The organism is Acidimicrobiales bacterium (assembly GCA_022452145.1).
Classification (GTDB): Bacteria; Actinomycetota; Acidimicrobiia; order Acidimicrobiales; family MedAcidi-G1; genus UBA9410.
The window spans coordinates 1-19,485 of sequence record JAKURY010000030.1; the positions used below are offsets into that span (position 1 = coordinate 1).

General features: G+C 68.4%; 15 protein-coding genes. 11 read left to right on the forward strand and 4 right to left on the reverse strand.

All coding sequences use genetic code 11. From position 1 onward, the window contains the following. Positions 1-2,001 (reverse strand): FAD-dependent oxidoreductase (locus tag MK177_09385; protein ID MCH2427529.1); only part of this gene is annotated, 2,001 nt, incomplete at its 3' end. Positions 2,002-2,345: 344 nt separating this feature from the next. On the opposite strand from MK177_09385, the gene MK177_09390 reads away from it, so the two are divergent. Then, complete coding sequence (locus MK177_09390) at positions 2,346-3,107, forward strand: SDR family oxidoreductase (GenBank protein MCH2427530.1); 762 nt, start codon at positions 2,346-2,348, stop codon at positions 3,105-3,107. 184 nt (positions 3,108-3,291) lie between these two features. Here MK177_09390 and MK177_09395 read toward each other — a convergent pair whose 3' ends face one another. Then, positions 3,292-4,044, reverse strand: a complete 753-nt coding sequence (locus MK177_09395; GenBank protein MCH2427531.1) for an IclR family transcriptional regulator — start codon at positions 4,042-4,044, stop codon at positions 3,292-3,294. A 241-nt stretch (positions 4,045-4,285) separates the two neighbouring features. Here MK177_09395 and MK177_09400 point away from each other — a divergent pair, with 241 nt between their 5' ends. From MK177_09400 to MK177_09445, 10 genes are all read left to right on the forward strand, one after another. Beyond that, positions 4,286-4,993: a corrinoid protein gene (locus MK177_09400; GenBank protein ID MCH2427532.1), complete on the forward strand. Its 708-nt coding sequence runs from the start codon at positions 4,286-4,288 to the stop codon at positions 4,991-4,993. Positions 4,994-5,003: 10 nt separating this feature from the next. Further along, complete coding sequence (locus MK177_09405; GenBank protein MCH2427533.1) at positions 5,004-5,702, forward strand: DUF1638 domain-containing protein; 699 nt, start codon at positions 5,004-5,006, stop codon at positions 5,700-5,702. Between the two features lie 4 nt (positions 5,703-5,706). Then, positions 5,707-6,006, forward strand: coding sequence for a virulence factor (locus MK177_09410; protein MCH2427534.1), 300 nt, complete (start codon positions 5,707-5,709; stop codon positions 6,004-6,006). A 59-nt stretch (positions 6,007-6,065) separates the two neighbouring features. Further along, on the forward strand, positions 6,066-6,965 hold the full coding sequence (locus tag MK177_09415) for a dihydropteroate synthase (protein ID MCH2427535.1): 900 nt from the start codon (positions 6,066-6,068) through the stop codon (positions 6,963-6,965). A 39-nt stretch (positions 6,966-7,004) separates the two neighbouring features. Next, on the forward strand, positions 7,005-9,062 hold the full coding sequence (locus tag MK177_09420; GenBank protein ID MCH2427536.1) for an ASKHA domain-containing protein: 2,058 nt from the start codon (positions 7,005-7,007) through the stop codon (positions 9,060-9,062). Beyond that, entirely contained in the window at positions 9,059-10,600 is a 1,542-nt protein-coding gene (locus tag MK177_09425; protein ID MCH2427537.1) for a trimethylamine methyltransferase family protein, read from the forward strand. Before MK177_09420 ends, MK177_09425 begins: the two co-directional genes overlap by 4 nt. 213 nt (positions 10,601-10,813) lie before the next feature. Next, positions 10,814-12,511: a formate--tetrahydrofolate ligase gene (locus tag MK177_09430; GenBank protein ID MCH2427538.1), complete on the forward strand. Its 1,698-nt coding sequence runs from the start codon at positions 10,814-10,816 to the stop codon at positions 12,509-12,511. Between the two features lie 30 nt (positions 12,512-12,541). Further along, positions 12,542-13,399 carry a methylenetetrahydrofolate reductase gene (locus tag MK177_09435; protein ID MCH2427539.1) on the forward strand — a complete coding sequence of 286 codons (858 nt, stop codon included), beginning with the start codon at positions 12,542-12,544 and terminating at the stop codon, positions 13,397-13,399. Positions 13,400-13,470: 71 nt separating this feature from the next. After that, the gene (locus tag MK177_09440) at positions 13,471-15,597 is read left to right on the forward strand and encodes an FAD-dependent oxidoreductase (protein ID MCH2427540.1); all 2,127 of its coding nucleotides are present in this window, start codon (positions 13,471-13,473) and stop codon (positions 15,595-15,597) included. 43 nt (positions 15,598-15,640) lie between these two features. Continuing rightward, positions 15,641-16,864, forward strand: coding sequence for a cytochrome P450 (locus tag MK177_09445; protein ID MCH2427541.1), 1,224 nt, complete (start codon positions 15,641-15,643; stop codon positions 16,862-16,864). On the opposite strand, the gene MK177_09450 is transcribed toward MK177_09445, so the two are convergent. Both MK177_09450 and MK177_09455 read right to left on the reverse strand, forming a co-directional pair. After that, positions 16,842-18,272, reverse strand: a complete 1,431-nt coding sequence (locus MK177_09450) for an MFS transporter (protein MCH2427542.1) — start codon at positions 18,270-18,272, stop codon at positions 16,842-16,844. The two genes, MK177_09445 and MK177_09450, sit on opposite strands and share 23 nt — an antisense overlap. A 26-nt stretch (positions 18,273-18,298) precedes the next feature. After that, on the reverse strand, positions 18,299-19,444 hold the full coding sequence (locus MK177_09455; GenBank protein ID MCH2427543.1) for an ATP-dependent 6-phosphofructokinase: 1,146 nt from the start codon (positions 19,442-19,444) through the stop codon (positions 18,299-18,301). Positions 19,445-19,485 lie beyond the last annotated feature (41 nt).

Genomic DNA, 19,485 nt, shown 5'->3' on the forward strand with positions numbered 1-19,485 from the left:
GGCCCCCATCACGCCGCCCCCCGTCCCCGGACCGGCCTCCCCCGCGGTGTACAGCTCCCTGCCGGTGTCGCCCCCATAAGAGCTCCGGAACAGTTGGCAGGACACCCCGGCCACCTCGGCGTCGACGATCCAGCCGTAGGGGGAGCCTTCGTGGTCCAGGTCCTGGTTGGTCAACTGCGAGAGCACGGCCGGGGCGTTGGGGCCCCATAGGCCGAGCGTGGTCAACTGCTTCGTGATGTTCGTGAACGTCACCGAGCTGTCGGTCGGCATGTGTCGGCGCGTCCAGAACTCGTCCCGACCGCCATCGAAGACGCCGGTGACGATCCGCACCCGGTCCTCGCCGAGGCGCATCATCGTAAGGTCGGAGTGGAAGCCGCCGTCGGAGTTCAGCCAGGGCGTGTAGATCGAGCGGCCGACCGGCACGTCGACCTTGTTCACCGCCAGGCGATCGGCGTACTCCACGGCGCCCGGGCCCTCCAACTCGTAGATCTGGAAGGCGCTCAGGTCGACCACGCCGCAGTTCTCACGCAGGTTGAGGTGCTCGCCGACGGTGATGGGGCTCCACCAGCGGTTGTCCCACTCGACCTCCCTCTCGGAGAGCCCATAGCGCTCCACCAGGTCGGCATTGGCGCCGTACCACTGCGGCCGCTCCCAGGTACGGGCCTGGAAGAATTCGGCGCCCAGGTCCTCCTGGCGCGAGAAGTAGGGACCGACCTGCAGGTTGCGGCGCCCCACCCACTGCTCGGCAGGGTGGACGATGCCGTAGGTCTTGTTGAAATGCTCCTCTGCACGCGACCAGATGTGCTCGTCGGTCCGCTCCTCGTCGTAGAAACGGGCGATGTCGGCGCCGTGGACGTCGATCACCCGGGGATAGCCGTATGTCATCCATTCGGCGACGGCCTGGGCCATGCCCGGCCCCTCCTTGACCCATACGGCTGCGGCCGACCAGAGGTTGCGGACCTCGGGGGTCTCGCCGAGGCACGGCATGGTGTCCGGGGTCATCGATAGGAGGCCGTTGATGGCGTACCTGATCTCGGCGTCGCCCAACATGTCCATCAACTCGATGGCCGTCTCCATCTGCGGATCGAAGTCGTCGTCCGTGAACGGCATCTCGGTCGGCGAGAGCGCAGCCTCCTGGTTGGACGGGATCTCGTCAGGGTGGTGCAAGATCGGCCGGTGGCCGTATGAGCCGATCTCCATGGAGCCGGCCGACTGCCGCTCGTAGCAGAAGGTGTCCATGTCGCGAACGATCGGGTAGCCGATCTCGTTGTTGGTCTCGGCCAGGATGTCCATCGGGCCGACATCGGCCATCTGGTGGACGGTCGGGACCAGCGGGATGGTGGCATCGGCCATGTTGGCAATCCGGTTGGACCAGACGCCACAGGCGATGACGACGTACCCGGCCTCGATGGTGCCCCTGTCGGTGACGACCGACGACACGGTGGTCACGCCGCCCTCGCCCTCGACGGTCCTGATGTCGAGGACCTCGGTGTTTGCGAACACCTGGCAACCGGCCGTCTCGACGGCCTCCCGGCGCATGGTGGTCCCGGTCTCGAGCGAGTCGACCACCGAGACCGTCGGGCAGTAGAAGCCGCCCAGGATTACTTCCTCGTTGATGAACGGCACCAGGGCCTTCACCTCGGTCGGCGTGAGCAGGTGGGCCTCGATGCCCCATGCCATGGCCGACGTCATCCGCCGGTCGAGCTCATTCATCCGGTCGGTGGTTCGGGCCACCTCGATGCCGCCGGAGTCCACCGAGAGTTGCATGTCCCGAAACTGGTTGGCGCTCTGCTCGCCGAGCAGGGCCATCTCCTTGTTGTGGTCCACCGGGAAGATGAAGTTGGAGGCGTGGCCGGTCGAACCACCCGGATTGGGCAGCGGGCCCTTGTCCAACAGGACCATGTCGGTCCAGCCCAGACGGGCCAGATGGCCGACGAGGCAACTGCCCACGATGCCGGCACCGATCACGACGACGTTGGCGCGAGTCGGAAAATCGCTCATTCGATTGTTCTCCTGGAACGCAGCAGGGACGGCTCGAGGAGGCGTCACCAGGGCGGTTGGGACGGTGCCTGTCGGCGGTCGCCGCAGGGCGGCGTGATCCTACCGACGGCCCCCACGGGATGCTGACGAATCCCGGTCGTCGAAGTCGCAACCGCTGACGATCCCTCAGGGCCGGCCCCCGACGGCTCCCACCGGCCCCGGACAGCCTGCGCCGACCCCCGACAGCTGCCACCGGCCGCGTAGACGACCTCGCGGTATACAGCAACTAGTTTCGCTGCGCACGGCCGATGGCTCGCTTCCAGTGACCGATGGTCCTCTGAGCGCGATCGAAAGGTGGACACGCGGTGGCCGACCAGCAGCGGGTTCTAATCACCGGAGGGGCGTCCGGCATCGGACGTGCCATGGCCGAGGCATTCCACGACGACGGCGCCCGGGTCCACGTGGCCGACATGGTGGGCGAGCCCCCGGACGGGTGTGGCCTCACCACCCTCGACGTGTCCGACGCAGACGCCGTCGACAGGCTTTTCGAAGAAGTGGCGACGGAGATGGGGGGCCTCGACGTGCTGTGCGCCAACGTCGGCATCGCTGGCCCTGTCGGACCTGTGGAGGACATCGACGTCGAGGGCTGGGACCTGACGATGGCCGTCAACGTGCGGAGCGCCTTCCTGTGCTGCCGTCGGGCCGTGCCCCTCCTGCGGGAGGCTGGTGGTGGCTCGATCCTGTTGACCTCGTCGACAGCCGGGGTCACCGGCTTCCCGATGCGATCTCCCTACGCCGCGTCCAAGTACGCCGTCATCGGGTTGTCGGACACCCTGGCCATGGAGTTGGGCGAGTTCGGCATCCGTGTCAACACCTTGTGCCCAGGTTCGGTCGACGGGGACCGCATGTGCCGGGTGATCGCCGCCGAGGCCGACGTCACCGGGGTCCCGGTGGCCGAGTTGCGCGACACCTACGAGAAGCAGGTGTCGATGCGGACCTTCGTGGAGGGACGGGACATCGCTGCCATGGCCGTCTTCCTCGCCTCGCCCGCAGCCCGCTACGTGAACGGCCAGACCATCGCCGTGGACGGTGGCCTGGAGACCCTGCGCAACATCTGGCGGACCTGACCGGGCCACCGGATACAGATCCACCAGACCAGGGCAGGGGATCCGAACCTGCCGGATAGGGGTGCGCTCAGCCACCCCGCCGGTCGCTAGGTCCTATGGCAACCGAGGTGATCGCTCCGTGGACGGCAGACCTCGTCGAAGGTCCGGTACCTGGCAGCCGGGCGGCGAGGTCAGACCGGCAGGATCAGACCACGTGGCCGAGCGCCGAGGAGATTGCGACAGCCGTCGACCGCACCCGGTCGGCGATGATGTCCCGCAACGCCTCGTCGGGGAAGCGGTAGCTGGGACCGTGGCTGTGCAGAGCCCCGACGACTGCGCCGGCGCCGTTGAAAAGCGGGGCGGCGACCGAGTTGATGCCCTCGGAGAACTCCTCCTCCATCCAAGACACGTCGTCCTCCCGGATCCTGTCCAGGCGCTCGCGGAGGCGGCCGGGATCGGTTACGGACCTGGGCGTGTACCTGTCGAGCTTCCGGGCCAGGTACCGGTCGACGGCCTCGTCGGGCCAGTGGGCCAGGACCACCATGCCCGACGGCACGATATGCATGGGCAGGCTGACGCCGGTCCAGTCCCTCACCTGTACCGGGTTGGCGCAGTCCACCTGTCCGATGTAGTGGACGTCGTAGCCGGCCGGAATCGAGAGACCCACCGCCTCCGCCAGCAGCTCGACCAGATCGAGCATGTGGGGTTGTGCGACGGCCAGCAGGCTCTGGTTGGGGTCGATGCTGGCGGCCATCTTCACGATGGACCAACCGATGCGATAGCCGTTATCGTCCACCATCCGCTCGACCGCCCCCAGCCTTTCGAGGGTGCCCAGCAGGCGGGCCACGGTGCTCGTCGGGAGGCCCAGCCGACGGGAGAGTTCGCTGATCCCGGCCGGGTCGCCTGCCACCTCGTCGAGGATCTGGAACGCCCGGTCGATGCTCTGCACCGTCTGCATGGTCTGGATCCGCCCATTCACCCGATCGACATGGCATCCCACTTAGCGGGAAACAGTTCCCGAGACGTGGACACGCCAATGGCTGGTCTGTATAGTTCCCATCATACGGGGTCATCCCGCATTATGGGAATCGATATCCGGCCCTACCGGATATTGTGGCGCCGATCCGAGCCCGACCCACCGGGCACCTCTGGCTGAACCGGACCACGACCGTGGTCCCCGATCCGCAACGGAGCCCATCATGGTCGAAGAGAACATCACCGACGATGAGATCATCCTGGCAGACCTGCCGGACGACGAGCTCACCGCCCAGATGCACGACGACCTCTACGACGGCCTAGCCGACGAGATCGTGGAGGGAACCGAGATCCTCCTGGGGCGCGGCTGGAGCGCCGACCGGGTCCTGAACGACGCCCTGGTGGAGGGCATGAGGATCGTCGGCATCGACTTCCGCGACGGCATCCTCTTCGTACCCGAGGTCCTCCTGGCCGCGAACGCCATGAAGGCCGGCATGGCCATCCTCCGACCGCTGCTGGCCGAGACCGGCGTCCAGCCCATCGGCAAGGTGGTGATCGGAACCGTCAAGGGCGACATCCACGACATCGGCAAGAACCTGGTCGGCATGATGCTGGAGGGTGCCGGATTCGAGGTCATCGACCTGGGCATCAACACCGACGTCGAACAGTTCCTTGCGGCGCTGGACGAGCACAAGCCGGACATCATCGGCATGTCGGCCCTACTCACCACGACCATGCCCTACATGAAAGTCGTCATCGACACCCTCGAGGAGAAGAGCCTCCGCGGGGAGTACATGGTGATCGTCGGCGGCGCCCCACTGAACGAGGAGTTCAGCGAGGCCATCGGCGCCGACGCCTATTGCCGCGATGCTGCCGTCGCCTCGGAGACCGCCTCCCGCCTGGTCGCCCAACGGCGCGCCGCAGCAGCCTGAACCGCCGCACATGACCGAGACCTCCGGCGCCTGCACGGCACCGGGTGGACGCACCCTCATCGTCGCCTGCGGCGCGCTCGCCCGCGAGCTGCTCCGGATCGTCGAGGCCAACGGCCTCGACCACGTCGACGTCGAGTGCCTGCCGGCCTCGTACCACAACACCCCGGACGTGATCCCCGACGCCGTCGCCGAGCGCGTCCGATCCGCCGCCGACCGCTACGAGCGGATCTTCGTCGGCTACGGGGACTGCGGAACCGGCGGTCGCCTGGACGCTGTGTGCGCAGAACTCGATGTGGAACGCCTCCCGGGCGACCACTGCTACGAGTTCCTTACAGGCGGGGCAGCGTTCGCCGAGCTGCATGCAGAGGAGTTGGGCACCTTCTTCCTCACCGACTACCTGGTGAAGCACTTCGATCGCCTGGTGGTCCGGGCCTTCTGGCTGGACACCCACCCGGAACTGCGATCCCAGGTCTTCGCCAACTACCGCCGCCTGGTGTACCTGGCCCAGACCGATGATCCCGATCTGGTCGAGCGGGCCCGGGCCGCGGCAGCCCGCCTCGAGCTGGACTTCGAGTTGCGACGCACCGGTCTGGGCGACCTGGAGGCCAGCATCGTCGCGCTGGGTCGACACGGCGACCAGAGAACCGGTCGGGAGCCTGATGCAGTCGCCGTCGCATCCGCCGGACCCACCCCCACAGGAGGCCGCTGAGCCCATGGCCGCCCATCTGGTCACCATCTACTGGCGTGACATCCCCGCCCAGATCACGGCCCAGCAGGGCCGGACCCGGGAAAAGGCACTGCTCGATGCCCGCTTTCAGCACGCCATCGACCGCGCGGCGATGGTGGCCGGCATGGAGGACACCGACTCCTACATCGCCCAGTGGCGACGCGTCACCACGCCCTGTCCTCCCGACATGGCCGCAGCAGTGGCCGACGAGATCGCGCGCATCGACGAGTCCTACCCCGGGGACCGGCTCGAGCGCCTCGTGCGCTCGGGTGGCGTAGAGGACTGAAGCAACCAACCGCGGAACCGTCACCGACGACGGTCCCTGACCAGAGAGCCATCACACAGATGACCGACACGATCCTCAGCTCGGCCACCCGCGAGGTGGCCATCGGTTTCGGCAGGCCCTTCGTAATGATCGGCGAGCGCATCAACCCCACGGGCCGAAAGCTCCTCGCAGAGGAGATGAAGGCCGGCGACTTCAGCCGGGTAGAGGCCGACGCAATCGCCCAGGTCGAGGCCGGCGCCCACATGCTGGACGTCAACGCCGGCATCCCGCTGGCCGACGAGCCGGCCCTGCTGGCCAGGGCCATCCAACTGGTCCAGTCCGTGACCGACGTGCCGCTGTCCATCGACTCGTCGATCATCGCAGCCCTGGAGGCAGGCCTGGCCGTCTACCAGGGCAAGCCCCTGGTCAACTCGGTGACCGGCGAAGACGAGGTCCTGGAACGGGTCCTTCCGCTCGTGGCCAGGGCGGGTGCGGCCGTGGTGGCCATATCCAACGACGACACCGGCATCTCCGAGGACCCCGACGTGCGCTTCGCCGTGGCGAAGAAGATCGTCGAACGCGCCGCCGACCACGGGATTCCGGCCTCCGACGTCGTGGTCGACCCGTTGGTCATGCCGATCGGAGCCATGGGCACCGCCGGCCGCCAGGTGTTCACCCTGGTGCGCCGCCTGCGGGAGGAGCTGAAGGTCAACACCACCTGCGGTGCTTCCAACGTGAGCTTCGGGCTGCCCAACCGCCACGTCATCACCGGCACGTTCCTGGCCATGGCGATCAGCCACGGCATGACGTCAGCCATAATGAGCCCACTGCACCCCGAGGTGAAGACGGCCATCCGGGCCGCCGACGTGCTGACCGGAGCGGACCGCAACTGTGCCGCATGGATCCGGGCCAACCGGGACCCCAACGCCCCCGGCGGTGCCCGGGAACGCCGCGAGGGCCGCCGCCGCGTGACCGCCTGAGCCCGGGCCATCCAGCCCCCAGAGCCTCAGTCCCGTCCGATGAGCCCGACAGACCAACACCTGGACGAACACCTGGTCGTGTTCACGCCGTCGGGCCGGCGCGGCACCGTCGCGGTCGGTACGACGCTGCTGGACGCCGCCAGGAAGCTGGGCGTCGACCTCGACTCGGTGTGCGGAGGGCGGGGCATCTGCGGCCGTTGCCAGGTCGAGCCGACCTTCGGCGAGTTCGCCAAGCACGGCATTACCGTCGCCGACGACCACGTGTCGGCCCGTGGCGCGGTAGAGGAGGCCTATCGGGGTCGCCGACCCCTGTCCGGGACCCATCGCCTCGGTTGCGCGGCCATGGTGTGCGGTGACCTGGTGGTCGATGTACCGGCCGGAAGCCAGGTTCACCGCCAGATCATCCGGAAGGACGTCGACCTCGGTGACCTGGAGTTGGACCCGGTGCTCGTCCTGCGCCTGGTCGAGGTGCCGGAGCCGACGTTGGACGAGTCGGTTGGCGAGGTTCGTCGCCTCCTCGACGCCCTGGCCGACCAGTGGGCCCTCACCGGCCTCTACGTGGACGACCGAATCGTGGCCGAGGTCCAGGCCGCCCTGTCCGAGGGGAAGCGCACGATCACCGTGGCGGTCCGGGACAACAGCGAGGTGGTGGCAGCCTGGCCGGGCCTACGGGACCGCGCCCTCGGTGTGGCCGTCGACGTCGGGTCCACGACCATCGCCGGCCACCTCTGCGACCTGGCGACCGGCACGGTGCTGGCGACGGCCGGCACCATGAACCCCCAGATCCGGTTCGGCGAGGACCTGATGAGCCGGGTCTCCTACGTGATGATGAACCCGGGTGGCGAGGTGGCGCTGACCGGTGCCGTGCAGGAAGCCCTCGACGACCTGCTGGGCGACCTCTGCGAGCAGGCGGGTGCGGCCAGGGACGAGGTGCTCGAGTTTGTGCTGGTCGGCAACCCGGTCATGCACCACCTGTTCCTGGGCTACGACCCCACCCCGCTGGGCGGGGCGCCGTTCGCTCTCGCCGTGGACGGGGCACTCGACCTGACGGCCGGCGACCTGGGCCTGGTCGCCCACGGATCCGCCCGGGTCCACGTGCTGCCGTGCATCGCCGGCCACGTCGGAGCCGACACCGCCGCGGTCATCCTGTCAACCCGGCCGCACGAGGCCGACGACGTGAGCCTGGTGGTGGACGTCGGCACCAACGCCGAGATCGTGCTGGCCGGTGGTGGGCGAGTGCTGGCAGCCTCCAGCCCCACCGGACCGGCGTTCGAGGGTGCCCAGATCAGCGCCGGCCAGCGCGCCACGGCGGGCGCCATCGAGCGGGTCAGAATCGACCCGGCCTCCGGGGAGCCGAGGTTCCGTGTCATCGGCGTGGACGCCTGGTCCGACGAAGAGGGCTTCGCCGAGTCCGTGGCCTCCACAGGTGTCACCGGCATCTGCGGCTCGGGGATCATCGAGGTGGTGGCTGAGTTGTGGCTGGTCGGGCTGATGAACGCCGATGGAGTCATAGGTGGAGACGGCACGAGGCCCTCGGACCGCATCGAGGTCGACGGGCGGACGTCCTCGTACGTCCTCCACGACCCGGGCGACGGCGGCGAGCGACTCCTCGTGACCCAGAACGACATCCGGGCGATACAGCTCGCCAAGGCCGCCCTCTACGCGGGCATACGGCTGCTCATGGACCACCTAGGCGTCGACGAGATCGACCGGATCGGGCTGGCAGGCGCGTTCGGCAGCCACATCGACACCGTCCACGCCACCGTGCTGGGCCTGGTGCCGGACTGCGATCCGGACCGCGTGACCAGCGTGGGCAATGCGGCCGGGGCCGGTGCCGTCATCGCCCTGCTGTCGGGAAGCGCCCGGACCGAGATCCAAGGTGTGGTGGGCCGCATCGAGAAGATTGAGACAGCCCTCGAAGCCTCGTTCCAGGCGCACTTCGTAGACGCCATGGCAATCCCCCACCGGACAGCCGGCTACCCCCGGCTGTCGACACGTATCACGCTCCCCGAGCGGCCCGCCATATCTACGGCGGGACCGGAGCGATCCGGACGACGACGCCGCAACGCCGCGGCTGGAGAGGAACCCGGCACATGAGCGATGCACCACGAGGTCGCCGCAGCGGTGGCCGGGCAGGCCGCCAGGCCCTCCGCTCAGAGTCCGCGACCGAGGCCTGCGCGTTCCTGACCCGGACCATGGAGCCGTTCGAGGTCCTGTCGGTCGAGGGGTTGGAGACCATCGAGCACAACGCCGACACCATTCTCGCCGAGCTCGGCATCGACTTCCGCGACTACCCGTCGGCCCTCACCCTGATGGCCGACGCCGGGGCGGACGTCGACGGTGAACGGGTGCGGTTCCCCCGGGGCATGTGCCGCCAGATCATCCGGGCCTCGGCGCCGGCCGTCTACACCCAGCACGCCCGCAACCCGGCGCGCAGCGTGCAGGTGGGCGGCGACGCCACGGTTCTGGTCCCTGCCTACGGATCGCCGTTCACGCGCTGCCTGGACGAAGGCCGTAGATACGCCACGATCCAGGACTTCCGGAACTTCGTGAAGTTGGCGTACCTCAGCCCGGGCCTGCACCACTCGGGCGGCACGATCGTCGAACCGGTGGACATCCCGGTGTCCAAGAGGCACCTGGACATGGTGTATTCGCACCTCAGGTACAGCGACAAGCCGTTCATGGGATCGGTCACCGCCGCCGAGCGGGCCCAGGACTCCATCGACCTCGCGGGCTTCGTCTTCGGCGACGAGTTCGTCCAGCAGAACACGGTGATGACCAGCCTCATCAACGCCTCGTCACCCATGGCGTGGGACGCCACCATGCTGGGAGCCGCCGAGGCGTATGCCCGCTCCAACCAGGCCACCATGATCAGCCCGTTCATCCTGGCCGGGGCCATGGCGCCGGTGACGGTGGCCGGCGTGGCTGCCCAGACCCTGGCCGAGGCGCTGGCCGGCATGACGTTCGTCCAGCTCGTGAACCCCGGAGCACCGGTGGTGTTCGGCTCGTTCGCCAGCTCGATGTCCATGCAGACCGGCGCCCCGACGTTCGGCACGCCCGAACCTGCCCTCGTGCTGTACACGGTGGCCGCCCTGGCCCGCCGACTGGGCGTGCCGTTCCGCTCGGGCGGGAACCTGTGCGCATCCAAGGTCGCCGATGCCCAGGCGGCTTCGGAGTCCATGGCCACGTTCATCCCGGCGCTCATGGCCGGCGTGAACTTCATGCTCCACTCGGCTGGATGGCTGGAGGGAGGCCTCACCATGGGCTACGAGAAGTTCATCATCGACGCCGACCAGTGCAGCCTGGCCGCCACGTTCGTCGACGGGGTGGACATGTCGGAGAACGGGCAGGCCATGGGCGCCATCAGCGAGGTGAGCCCCGGCGGACACTTCCTGGGTACCGCCCACACGCTGGCCAACTTCGAGACGGCGTTCGCCCGCTCCGAGGTGGCCAACAACGACTCCTTCGAACAGTGGGCCGACGACGGCAGCCTGGACGCCGCCCAACGGGCCAACGGTCTGTGGAAGCAGATGCTGGCCTCCTATGAAGCGCCCCCACTTGACGAGTCCATCGACGAGGCGATGCTGGACTTCATCGCCCGCCGCAAGGAGGTCATACCCGACGAGTTCGGCTAGGCAGGCGGGGTTCACTCGGGCTTCTGGAAGCCGGGGTGGATTCACTGGGATTGGCGATTCTTTCCGCACAGTAGACCCAATCCCCGCGCCTGACTACACTCCCCAAGGCTTCCGGACCGCTGGACAGACCGGACTTCCAGACACGGGCGCCCGCATTGGCGGATGCCACCACCCGTTTCAGAAAACAATAAAGAGAACAGAGATTAAAGAACAATGTCGTTCCCCTCAGACCTCGAGATCGCCCGCGGTGCCAACCTGCTCCCGCTGACCGACATCGCCGCCGACGCTGGCATCCCCGTCGACTGCCTCGAGCCGTACGGCGAGGGCGCAGCCAAGATCAAGCTGTGCGCCGTCGAGCAGATGTCGGACAGGCCGAAGGCCCGCTACGTCGTGGTCTCGGCCATCACCCCCACCCCGCTGGGCGAGGGCAAGACCACCACCACGGTCGGCCTCGGCCAGGGCTTCAGCCACATCGGCAAGAAGGCCACAATCGCCATCCGCCAGCCATCCATGGGGCCGACCTTTGGCATCAAGGGCGGCGCGGCCGGTGGCGGCTACAGCCAGGTCGTCCCGATGGAGCTGTTCAACCTCCACCTGACCGGCGACATGCACGCGGTCACGGCGGCCCACAACATGTGCTCCGCCATGCTCGACGCCCACCTGTTCCACGGCAACGACCTGGACCTCGACCTGCACAACATCACCTGGCGCCGAGTCATGGACATAAACGAACGCGCCCTGCGCAACATCGTGGTCGGCCTCGGCGGCCGCCTCGACGGCATTCCCCGTGAGACCGGCTTCGACATCACAGCCGCCTCGGAGGTCATGGCCGCCCTGGCACTGTGCACCTCGCTGGCCGACCTGCGGGCCCGCATGGGCCGCATCGTCGTCGGCTACGACTCCTCGGGCACCCCTGTCACCGCCGAGGACCTCGGCGTGGCCGGCTCGATGACGGTCATCCTGAAGGAGGCCATCAAGCCCAACCTCATGCAGACGCTGGAGGGAACGCCGGCGCTCGTCCACTGCGGCCCGTTCGGCAACATCGCCACCGGCAACTCGTCGATCATCGCCGACCAGATCGGAATCCACACCGGCGACTTCCTCCTCACCGAAGCGGGCTTCGGTGCCGACATGGGCGCCGAGCGCTTCTTCAACATCAAGTGCCGCTACTCGGGCATCGCCCCGGACGCCGCCGTTCTTGTGGCCACCGTGCGCGGCCTCAAGGCCCACTCCGGCAACCACAAGATCGTGGCAGGCAGGCCACTGCCCGAGGCCCTCCTCTTCGAGAACCCCGACGAGGTCCACCAGGGTGGCGACAACCTCCGCAAGCAGTTGGAGAACATGCAGGTCCACGGCGTGTCGCCGGTGGTGGCCATCAACGTGTTCCCCGGCGACCACGACGTCGACATCAACGCCATCAAGGAGATCGCCGACGAGTTCAACGCCCGATCCGCGATCACCACCCACTTCGCCGACGGTGGCTCCGGTGCCGCCGAACTGGCCGAGGCGGTGGCCGAGGCGGCCGACGAGCCCAGCGAGTTCAAGGTCCTGTACCCGGACGAGATGTCGCTACGGGACAAGATCCGGACGGTGGCCGACAAGGTGTACGGCGCCGACGGCGTGGACTTCTCGCCGCAGGCCAACAAGCAGATCGACTCCTACGAGGCCAACGGCTTCGGCAACCTGCCGGTCTGCATCGCCAAGACCCACCTGTCGATCAGCTCGAATCCCGCCCTGAAGGGTGCACCGACCGGCTGGACGCTGCCCGTCCGAGAGGTCCGGGCGTCGGTGGGCGCAGGGTTCGTCTACCCGATCTGCGGTGACATGCGTACGATGCCCGGCCTCGGTTCCAGGCCCGGTGCAATGGGCATCGACATCGACGAGAACGGTGAGATAGTCGGCCTGAGCTGACCCTCCCGGAGGACACGGAAAGGAGGCACCGTGGCCACCCGAGCCAGGGCCGACAGGGCCGTCCAGAAGCGCCTGCTCGAGGGCATGACCTACGAGCTGATACCGCTCAAGAACCTCGCCGACCAGTCCATGTTCCTGCCGGCCGGTGCCACAGTGTCGGTGACTTGCTCGCCTGCCAAGACCATCGATGACACGCTTGACCTTTGCGCCCACTACGGCGACCAGGGCTTCACCGTCATCCCCCACCTGGCAGCGCGCATGGCGGAGGACGAGGACCACGTCGCCCGCATCGTCCGGCGGGTCAACGAACAGGGCATCAGGAAAGTGTTCTGCATCGGTGGCGACGCAGAGCCCCGCGGACCCTTCACCGACGCCGCCGGGTTCCTCCGATCGTTCCTGGACCGCCGACCCGAAATCGACGTGGTCGGAGTCGGCTCGTACCCCGACGGGCACTCGACGATTCCCGAACAGGCCCTGGTGGACAGTCTGGTCGAGAAGCAGGAAATGATCCGGGAAGCCGGCCTGAAGGGCTACATGGCCACCCAGATGTGCTTCAGCGCCAACACCATCGGCGGCTGGCTGAAGAACCGTCGCCTAGCCGGCGTGGACCTGCCGTGCCACCTCGGCGTACCCGGAGCGATCGACAGGACCAGGTTGCTGACCATCTCGATCCGCCTGGGCATCGGCCACTCGGCGCGCTACCTGAAGAAGAACTCGACGTCGGTCATCCGCCTGCTCTCGCCGGGCGGCTACAACCCGAACAAGCTCATCATTCCGCTGTCGACCCGCGCCGAGGAACTGGGCATAGTCGGGATCCACTGCTTCACGTTCAACGCGGTGGACACCACCGAAGACTGGCGCCAGAAGTCCCTGCAGAAGTTGGGCTAACGCCGGGCCGGTGCCGGACTGGCAGGCACCGGACTGGCAGCAGGGCCCTCCCCTCGGGCAGGATCACCAGCGTGCCAACCGGCTCCCATCCACTCCTGCTCTCGCCCATCCGGTTGGGGCCGCTGGACCTCCGGAACCGCATCGTCCTCCCGGCGATGGACCAGAACAACTGCGACGACGGCCTCATCACCGACGAAACCATCGCCCACTACGAGGAACGTGCCCGTGGCGGGACGGGCCTGCTGATCCTGGAGACGTCGGCCGTGGCGTTCCCCCACGGCGCTACCTCCCGCCACCAACCGGCGCTGTCCCACGACGGCGTGATCGACGGGCTGACCCACCTGGCCGACGCCGTCCACGCCCACGGAGCCCGGATGGTGGTCCAGGTGAACCACCATGGCCGAATCTCCGGCGTGGACACCGCCGAGGGCCGGCCGTCGCTGGTACCGAGCCTGCCGGTCCCGGAGATCGACACCTCGCAGATAATGGTCGACACCACCATGGACGAGCTGATGGGCATGGCGACGCTCACCGGCGGGAAGATGCCCACCTACGAGGAGGCTTCGGCCGAAACGCTGGACCAGGTGGTCGGGCAGTTCGCCGATGCCTCGGCCCGCGTCCGTGCCGCCGGGCTAGACGGCGTGGAGGTACACGCCGGCCACGGCTACCTGCTGGCCACCTTCCTCTCACCCGCCTGGAACCGGCGTACCGATCGGTACGGCGGCTCGCCCGAGGATCGGGCGCGTCTACTCACCGACGTGGTCACGGCCATCCGCCAGCGGTGCGGCCCCGACTTCGGAATCCTGGTCCGCCTCGACGGTCGTGACTACGGCATGGCCGACGACATCACACCGGACCTGGCAGCTCGCTACGCCACGTTGGCGGTCGGGGCCGGGGCCGACGCCATCCACGTGACCGCATACTCCACGACGGCCGGAGGCCCCGGCTTCACCGACGGCCCTCTCCCATGGCAGGAGTGCCAGTACGAGGACCTGGCGCGGACGGTCAAGGCGGTGGTCGACGTGCCGGTAATCGCCGTCGGCCGCATCGGTCCGGACGACGGCGAGCGGATCCTGGCCGACGGAGGAGCCGACCTGATCGCCATGGGTCGCCAACTCCTGGCAGACCCCGACCTGGCCGAACGGCTGTCCACCGGCCGCCCCGACCTGGTCCGACCCTGCATCAACTGCTTCGTGTGCGTGGCCCAGAACTTCTGGTCGGGGAAGCCGATCTGTGCGGTCAACGCCCGACTGGGCCACTACGACGAGTCGCCGACCGGCCCCACCGACACGCGGCGCCACATCGTGGTGGTCGGGGGTGGACCGGGGGGCATGGAGGCCGCCCGGGTGGCTGCCGGACGAGGCCATCGGGTGACCCTGCTGGAGAAGGCTGGCCGTCTGGGCGGTACGGCACTTTTCTCCTCGCTGACCACCCCGATGAACGGCGAGCTGGTCCGCTACCTGGTGGCGTCCCTGGGCGAGTTGGACGTCGACGTCCGGACCGGAACCACGGCGACCCCGGCGGCGGTCGCCGCCCTCTGCCCCGACGTCGTCGTGGTGGCCACCGGGGCTACACGGGTGCGGCCGGACGTGCCTGGTGCCGAGCTGGGCCACGTACTGTCCGGCGACGACCTGCGCAGCCTCCTCACCGGTGAGGGAGACCTCGGAGCACGGCGACCCGGTGTCGTCGTCCGCCTCGCCCTCGCCGTCGGCCGATCCCTCGGCCTGACCGCAGACATGGACAGGGTCAGGTCGCTGTCGCGACGGTGGATGCCCATAGGGCGCCGGATCGTGGTGGTCGGTGGCGGGCTGGTCGGTGCCGAGTTGGCCGAGTTCATGGCCGAGCGCGGCCGCGCCGTCACCGTGCTCGAGGAGGGGCAGTACCTGGCACCGGAGATGGCCCACCCCCGACGGTGGCGGGCCCTACACGAGGCCCGTCTCAACGGGGTCGTGTTCCACACCGGTGCGACGGTCATGGCTATCACCGCCACCCACGTCGAGTACCGACAGGGCGACGAGGCCCACAGGCTCGCCGCCGACACGGTGGTCCTGGCCGGCGGGATTCGACCCGATCCGTCCCTGGGTGACCGGATCCGCGAAGCCACGGGAGTGGAAGTGTCCGTCATCGGAGACGCAGCGGCGACCGGCTACATCGAGGGCGCCATCGGTTCGGGCAACCGGGTGGGCAACGCTCTCTGACCCGCCTCGTCCCGGCAGGGACACCATCGGTAGCGTCCACCTCGTGACCAGTCTGAAAGCCGCACCGTCGTGGAATCCCTTCGATCCGGACTTCCTGGTCGACCCGTATCCGCAGTACGAGCGTCTCCGCGACGAGGATCCGGTCCACCGCACGCCGCTGGGCGTGCTCGTCGTGTCCCGGTACGAGGACGTGAACCAGATCCTGCGCGACCCCCGGACCTCGGTCCAGCGCTTCGAGACCTCCGACATGACGCCCGAGCACATGCGCCCCCTGCGCGACAGGCAGATGGAACGCGAGCCGTCCATCCTCGGCCTGGACCCGCCCGACCACACCCGTCTCCGCAAGCTGGTGCAACGCACCTTCACCCCGCGGGCAATCGGTCGCATGCGCGACCAGACCACGGCCATCGTGGACGACCTCCTGGACGACCTGTCAGGGCGCGACGAGATCGACCTCATAGCCGACTACGCCTTCGTGATCCCGTTCGCTGTGATCCACGCGATGCTCGGCCTGCCGGCGGCCGACATGGCCCAGGTCCGGGCCTGGTCGCACGCCCTCACCCAGACGCTCGAACCACTCCTGACCCCCGAACAGGTCACGGCGGCCCTTGAGGCCGGCGAACACATGGACCGCTACCTAACCGACGCCATCGCCGCCAAGAGGCAGGACCCGGCAACCGACCTCCTGACCGACCTGGTCCTCGCCGAGGAGGAGGGGGACCGGATGTCGGAAGCGGAGCTGCTCTCGATGACGTCGCTCCTGTTCATCGCAGGGCACGAGACCACCGTCAACCTGATCGGCAACGGGACCCACGCCCTGCTCCGCCACCCCGACCAGCTGGACCTGGTACAGACCGACGAGTCTGTGGACGACACCGTGGCCGACGAACTGCTGCGCTACGACAGCCCCGTCCAGACCTCAGGTCGCCGGGTTATGCACGACGTCGAGGTCGCCGGCCGGGTCATCCCCTCAGGGGAGATGGTCCTGACCGCCCTGGGCAGCGCCAACCGGGATCCCCGCTTCTGGGGCGACACAGCCGACGACCTGGACGTGACACGTGCCGACGCCAACCGGCACGTGTCGTTCGGGAGCGGCGTACACCACTGCCTGGGCGCGGCCCTGGCCCGCATGGAGGGCGAGATCGCCATCACCCGACTGGTGAGACGCTTCCCCGACCTGGCCCTGGCCGGCGACCCGACCTACAACGCCCGGATCATCCTCCGGGGCCGGGACGTGCTCCCGGTCAGGCTGGGGTCGGCTGCCTGACCCGGCGAAGTGCTGGAGCGCCGTCCGGCTTGCCCGGACAGGCCACGGCACAGAAAAAGGCACCCGCCACAAACGTGCAGACCATGAACGTCCACGCCCGGTCGAAGGCGACCAGGGGCCCGGTCGCAAGCCCGGACGTGAATACGGCGATGGCGATCGAGACGCCCGCAGCGAAGCCGAGCGAGGACCCGGTCCGCAACGCGGCGCTGGCCGTAGCGAACCGGGCCTGTGGAACGTCCCGGAGGCCGAGGGAGGCGAACGTGGCGAACGAGCACGCCACCCCGACGGAGAGGAACATCTGGGCCGGCAGCACGGTAGTCACCCAGGAGGACTCCATGGTCACGTTGAGGAGCAGCCAGCCCGGGCAGCATGCGGCGGAGAGGCAGCCGACCACCACCAGGGTGCGGTGTCCGACCCTGTCGGCCATGGATCCGACCGGGCCCCCCATGAGCGCCGCCATCGCCGGGCCGGGTACGACGCCGAAGCCGGCGGCCAGGGCAGACCAGCCCCACAGCTCCTGGAGGGTCAGGGTGTTAAACAGGATCACGGCGATGAAGGCCGACGAGAAGAAGGTCTGGCCTGCGGCGGCCGACCAGAAGGACCTGATGCGGAACAGGGAGAGGTCCAGCAGCGGGCTGGGATGGGTGGTGGACCGGATGAACAGCACCGTGACCAGCACCAACCCGAGGGCCACCACGCCCAGCGTCCGAACCGAGCCGTAGCCCCACTCCTGTCCCTGCACCACGGCAAGGAGCACCAGGGCGACACCCATGGTTCCCGCAGGGACGCCGACCAGGTCGTAGCCACCCTTGGCATCCGGGTCCCTGGACTCGCGGACGAACCGCGGGGTCAGCACCAGGATGGCCAACCCGATAGGCACGTTCACCAGGAACACCCAGCGCCAGCTCAGGAGGTCGAGCAGGATGGCACCGGCCGAGGGGCCGATGGCCGCGCCGAGCGCTGCAGATGCCCCCCAGATCCCGATCACCAGGGAGCGCCGCTCCGCCGGGAAGTCCGGTAGGACCATCGCGAGGGAAGCCGGGCTGAGTATCGAACCACCGATGCCCTGCACGACGCGTGCCGCTATCAACAGCCCCGGAGTGGGAGCGGCCCCAGACAGGAACGATCCCGCCACGAAGATCGTCACCCCGATCATGAAAAGCTTCCGTCGACCCTTCTGATCAGCCAGGCGACCGGCCAGCAGGAGGAACGAACCGACGGCTATCGAGTACCCGGAGAGTATCCAGGAGAGGCTGGCCTCCGAAGCCCCGAGCTCCCGCCGGATGGTCGGGAAGGCCACGTTCACGATGGATACGTCGATGACCGTGAGAAGCGCGGCCATGGTCGACACGCTCAGGGCTATCCATGCCCGGCGCTCGACCGGTGGCAACCCCTGGTTCGACGACATCCGGACCCCCTGTGGTCCGGGCGACGCTAGGTGGCGGTATCAGCCTGCGACGAAGTGGACCCGCCGTCCAGGCGTGCCTCGAAGAGGGCGTTGGCGACGTCCCAGAGGCGATCGTCCACCGCCCTGAGGTGGCCCATGACGTCGGCCAGCGATACACGGGTGATGAGGCCGGCCTGCAGCGCCACCATGTCGCCGAGCCCGTCCTCGTGTACGGCGTCTATGGCCGCCACGCCGTAGCGGCTGGACAGCACCCGGTCGAAGGCGGTCGGGCTGCCACCGCGCTGCACGTGGCCGAGCACCGTCACACGGGTCTCGTAACCGGTTCGTCGCTCGAGCTCGGTGGCCACGGCCAGGCCGACGCCGCCCAGCCTCTTGTGTCCGAACCGATCCACCTCGGGTTCGGCAAGATCCATGGTGCCGGGTGCGGGCCTGGCCCCTTCGGCGACCACGACGATCGAGGCGTACCGGCCCCTCTCATGGCGTTTCTTTACGATGTCGGCCACCACCTCGATGTCGAACGGGTGCTCGGGCACCAGGGTGACGGTGGCCCCACCGGCCATGCCGGCCCAAGTGGCGATGTGGCCCACGTGGCGACCCATCACCTCGACGACCATGACCCGGTCATGGGACTCGGCCGTGGTGTGGAGCCGGTCGATGGCCTCGGTGGCTATCGACACCGCCGTGTCGAAGCCGAAGGTCTGCTCGGTGCACGGAATGTCATTGTCGATGGTCTTGGGCACCCCGACCACCGGTACGAGGCCCTCGGTATGGGCACGGTGTGCGACCGCCAGCGAGCCTTCGCCACCGATGACGATCAGGGCATCCAGCCCGAGCTCGGCCAGGGTGGCCAGGGCCCGCTCCACCCCGTCGTCGGTCAACCACGGGTGGACCCTTGAGGTGCCGAGCATGGTGCCGCCCCGGGCCAGGTAGCCACGCATGGACTCCACGTCCAGCGACCGCCAGCGCCCATCGATCACCCCGGCCCAGCCGTCGTGGAACCCGACCAGGTCGTGGCGGGCGATGGTGGCCACCGAGTCCTCGGACCCCAGCACCTCGCGGCCCAACGGGTGCCCAGGGAACCGCGCCTCGTAGAGGAGGTCGAACACCACGTCGTCAGGATCGTCGGCCTGGAGGTGGAGTTCCTCCAGGATGACCTGCCGCTCGGTCTCCACGTCGGCGGCCCGCAGGGCAGGCTCGCCGATAACGTCAGCCA

Excerpts from the sequence above, each read along its gene's own strand:
- MK177_09430 (MCH2427538.1), top strand. The coding sequence starts at position 10,814 with ATGTCGTTCCCCTCAGACCTCGAGATCGCCCGCGGTGCCAACCTGCTC.
- MK177_09410 (MCH2427534.1), top strand. The coding sequence starts at position 5,707 with ATGGCCGCCCATCTGGTCACCATCTACTGGCGTGACATCCCCGCCCAG.
- MK177_09420 (MCH2427536.1), top strand. The coding sequence starts at position 7,005 with ATGAGCCCGACAGACCAACACCTGGACGAACACCTGGTCGTGTTCACG.
- MK177_09450 (MCH2427542.1), bottom strand. The coding sequence starts at position 18,272 with ATGTCGTCGAACCAGGGGTTGCCACCGGTCGAGCGCCGGGCATGGATA.
- MK177_09400 (MCH2427532.1), top strand. The coding sequence starts at position 4,286 with ATGGTCGAAGAGAACATCACCGACGATGAGATCATCCTGGCAGACCTG.
- MK177_09395 (MCH2427531.1), bottom strand. The coding sequence starts at position 4,044 with ATGCAGACGGTGCAGAGCATCGACCGGGCGTTCCAGATCCTCGACGAG.
- MK177_09415 (MCH2427535.1), top strand. The coding sequence starts at position 6,066 with ATGACCGACACGATCCTCAGCTCGGCCACCCGCGAGGTGGCCATCGGT.
- MK177_09425 (MCH2427537.1), top strand. The coding sequence starts at position 9,059 with ATGAGCGATGCACCACGAGGTCGCCGCAGCGGTGGCCGGGCAGGCCGC.
- MK177_09405 (MCH2427533.1), top strand. The coding sequence starts at position 5,004 with ATGACCGAGACCTCCGGCGCCTGCACGGCACCGGGTGGACGCACCCTC.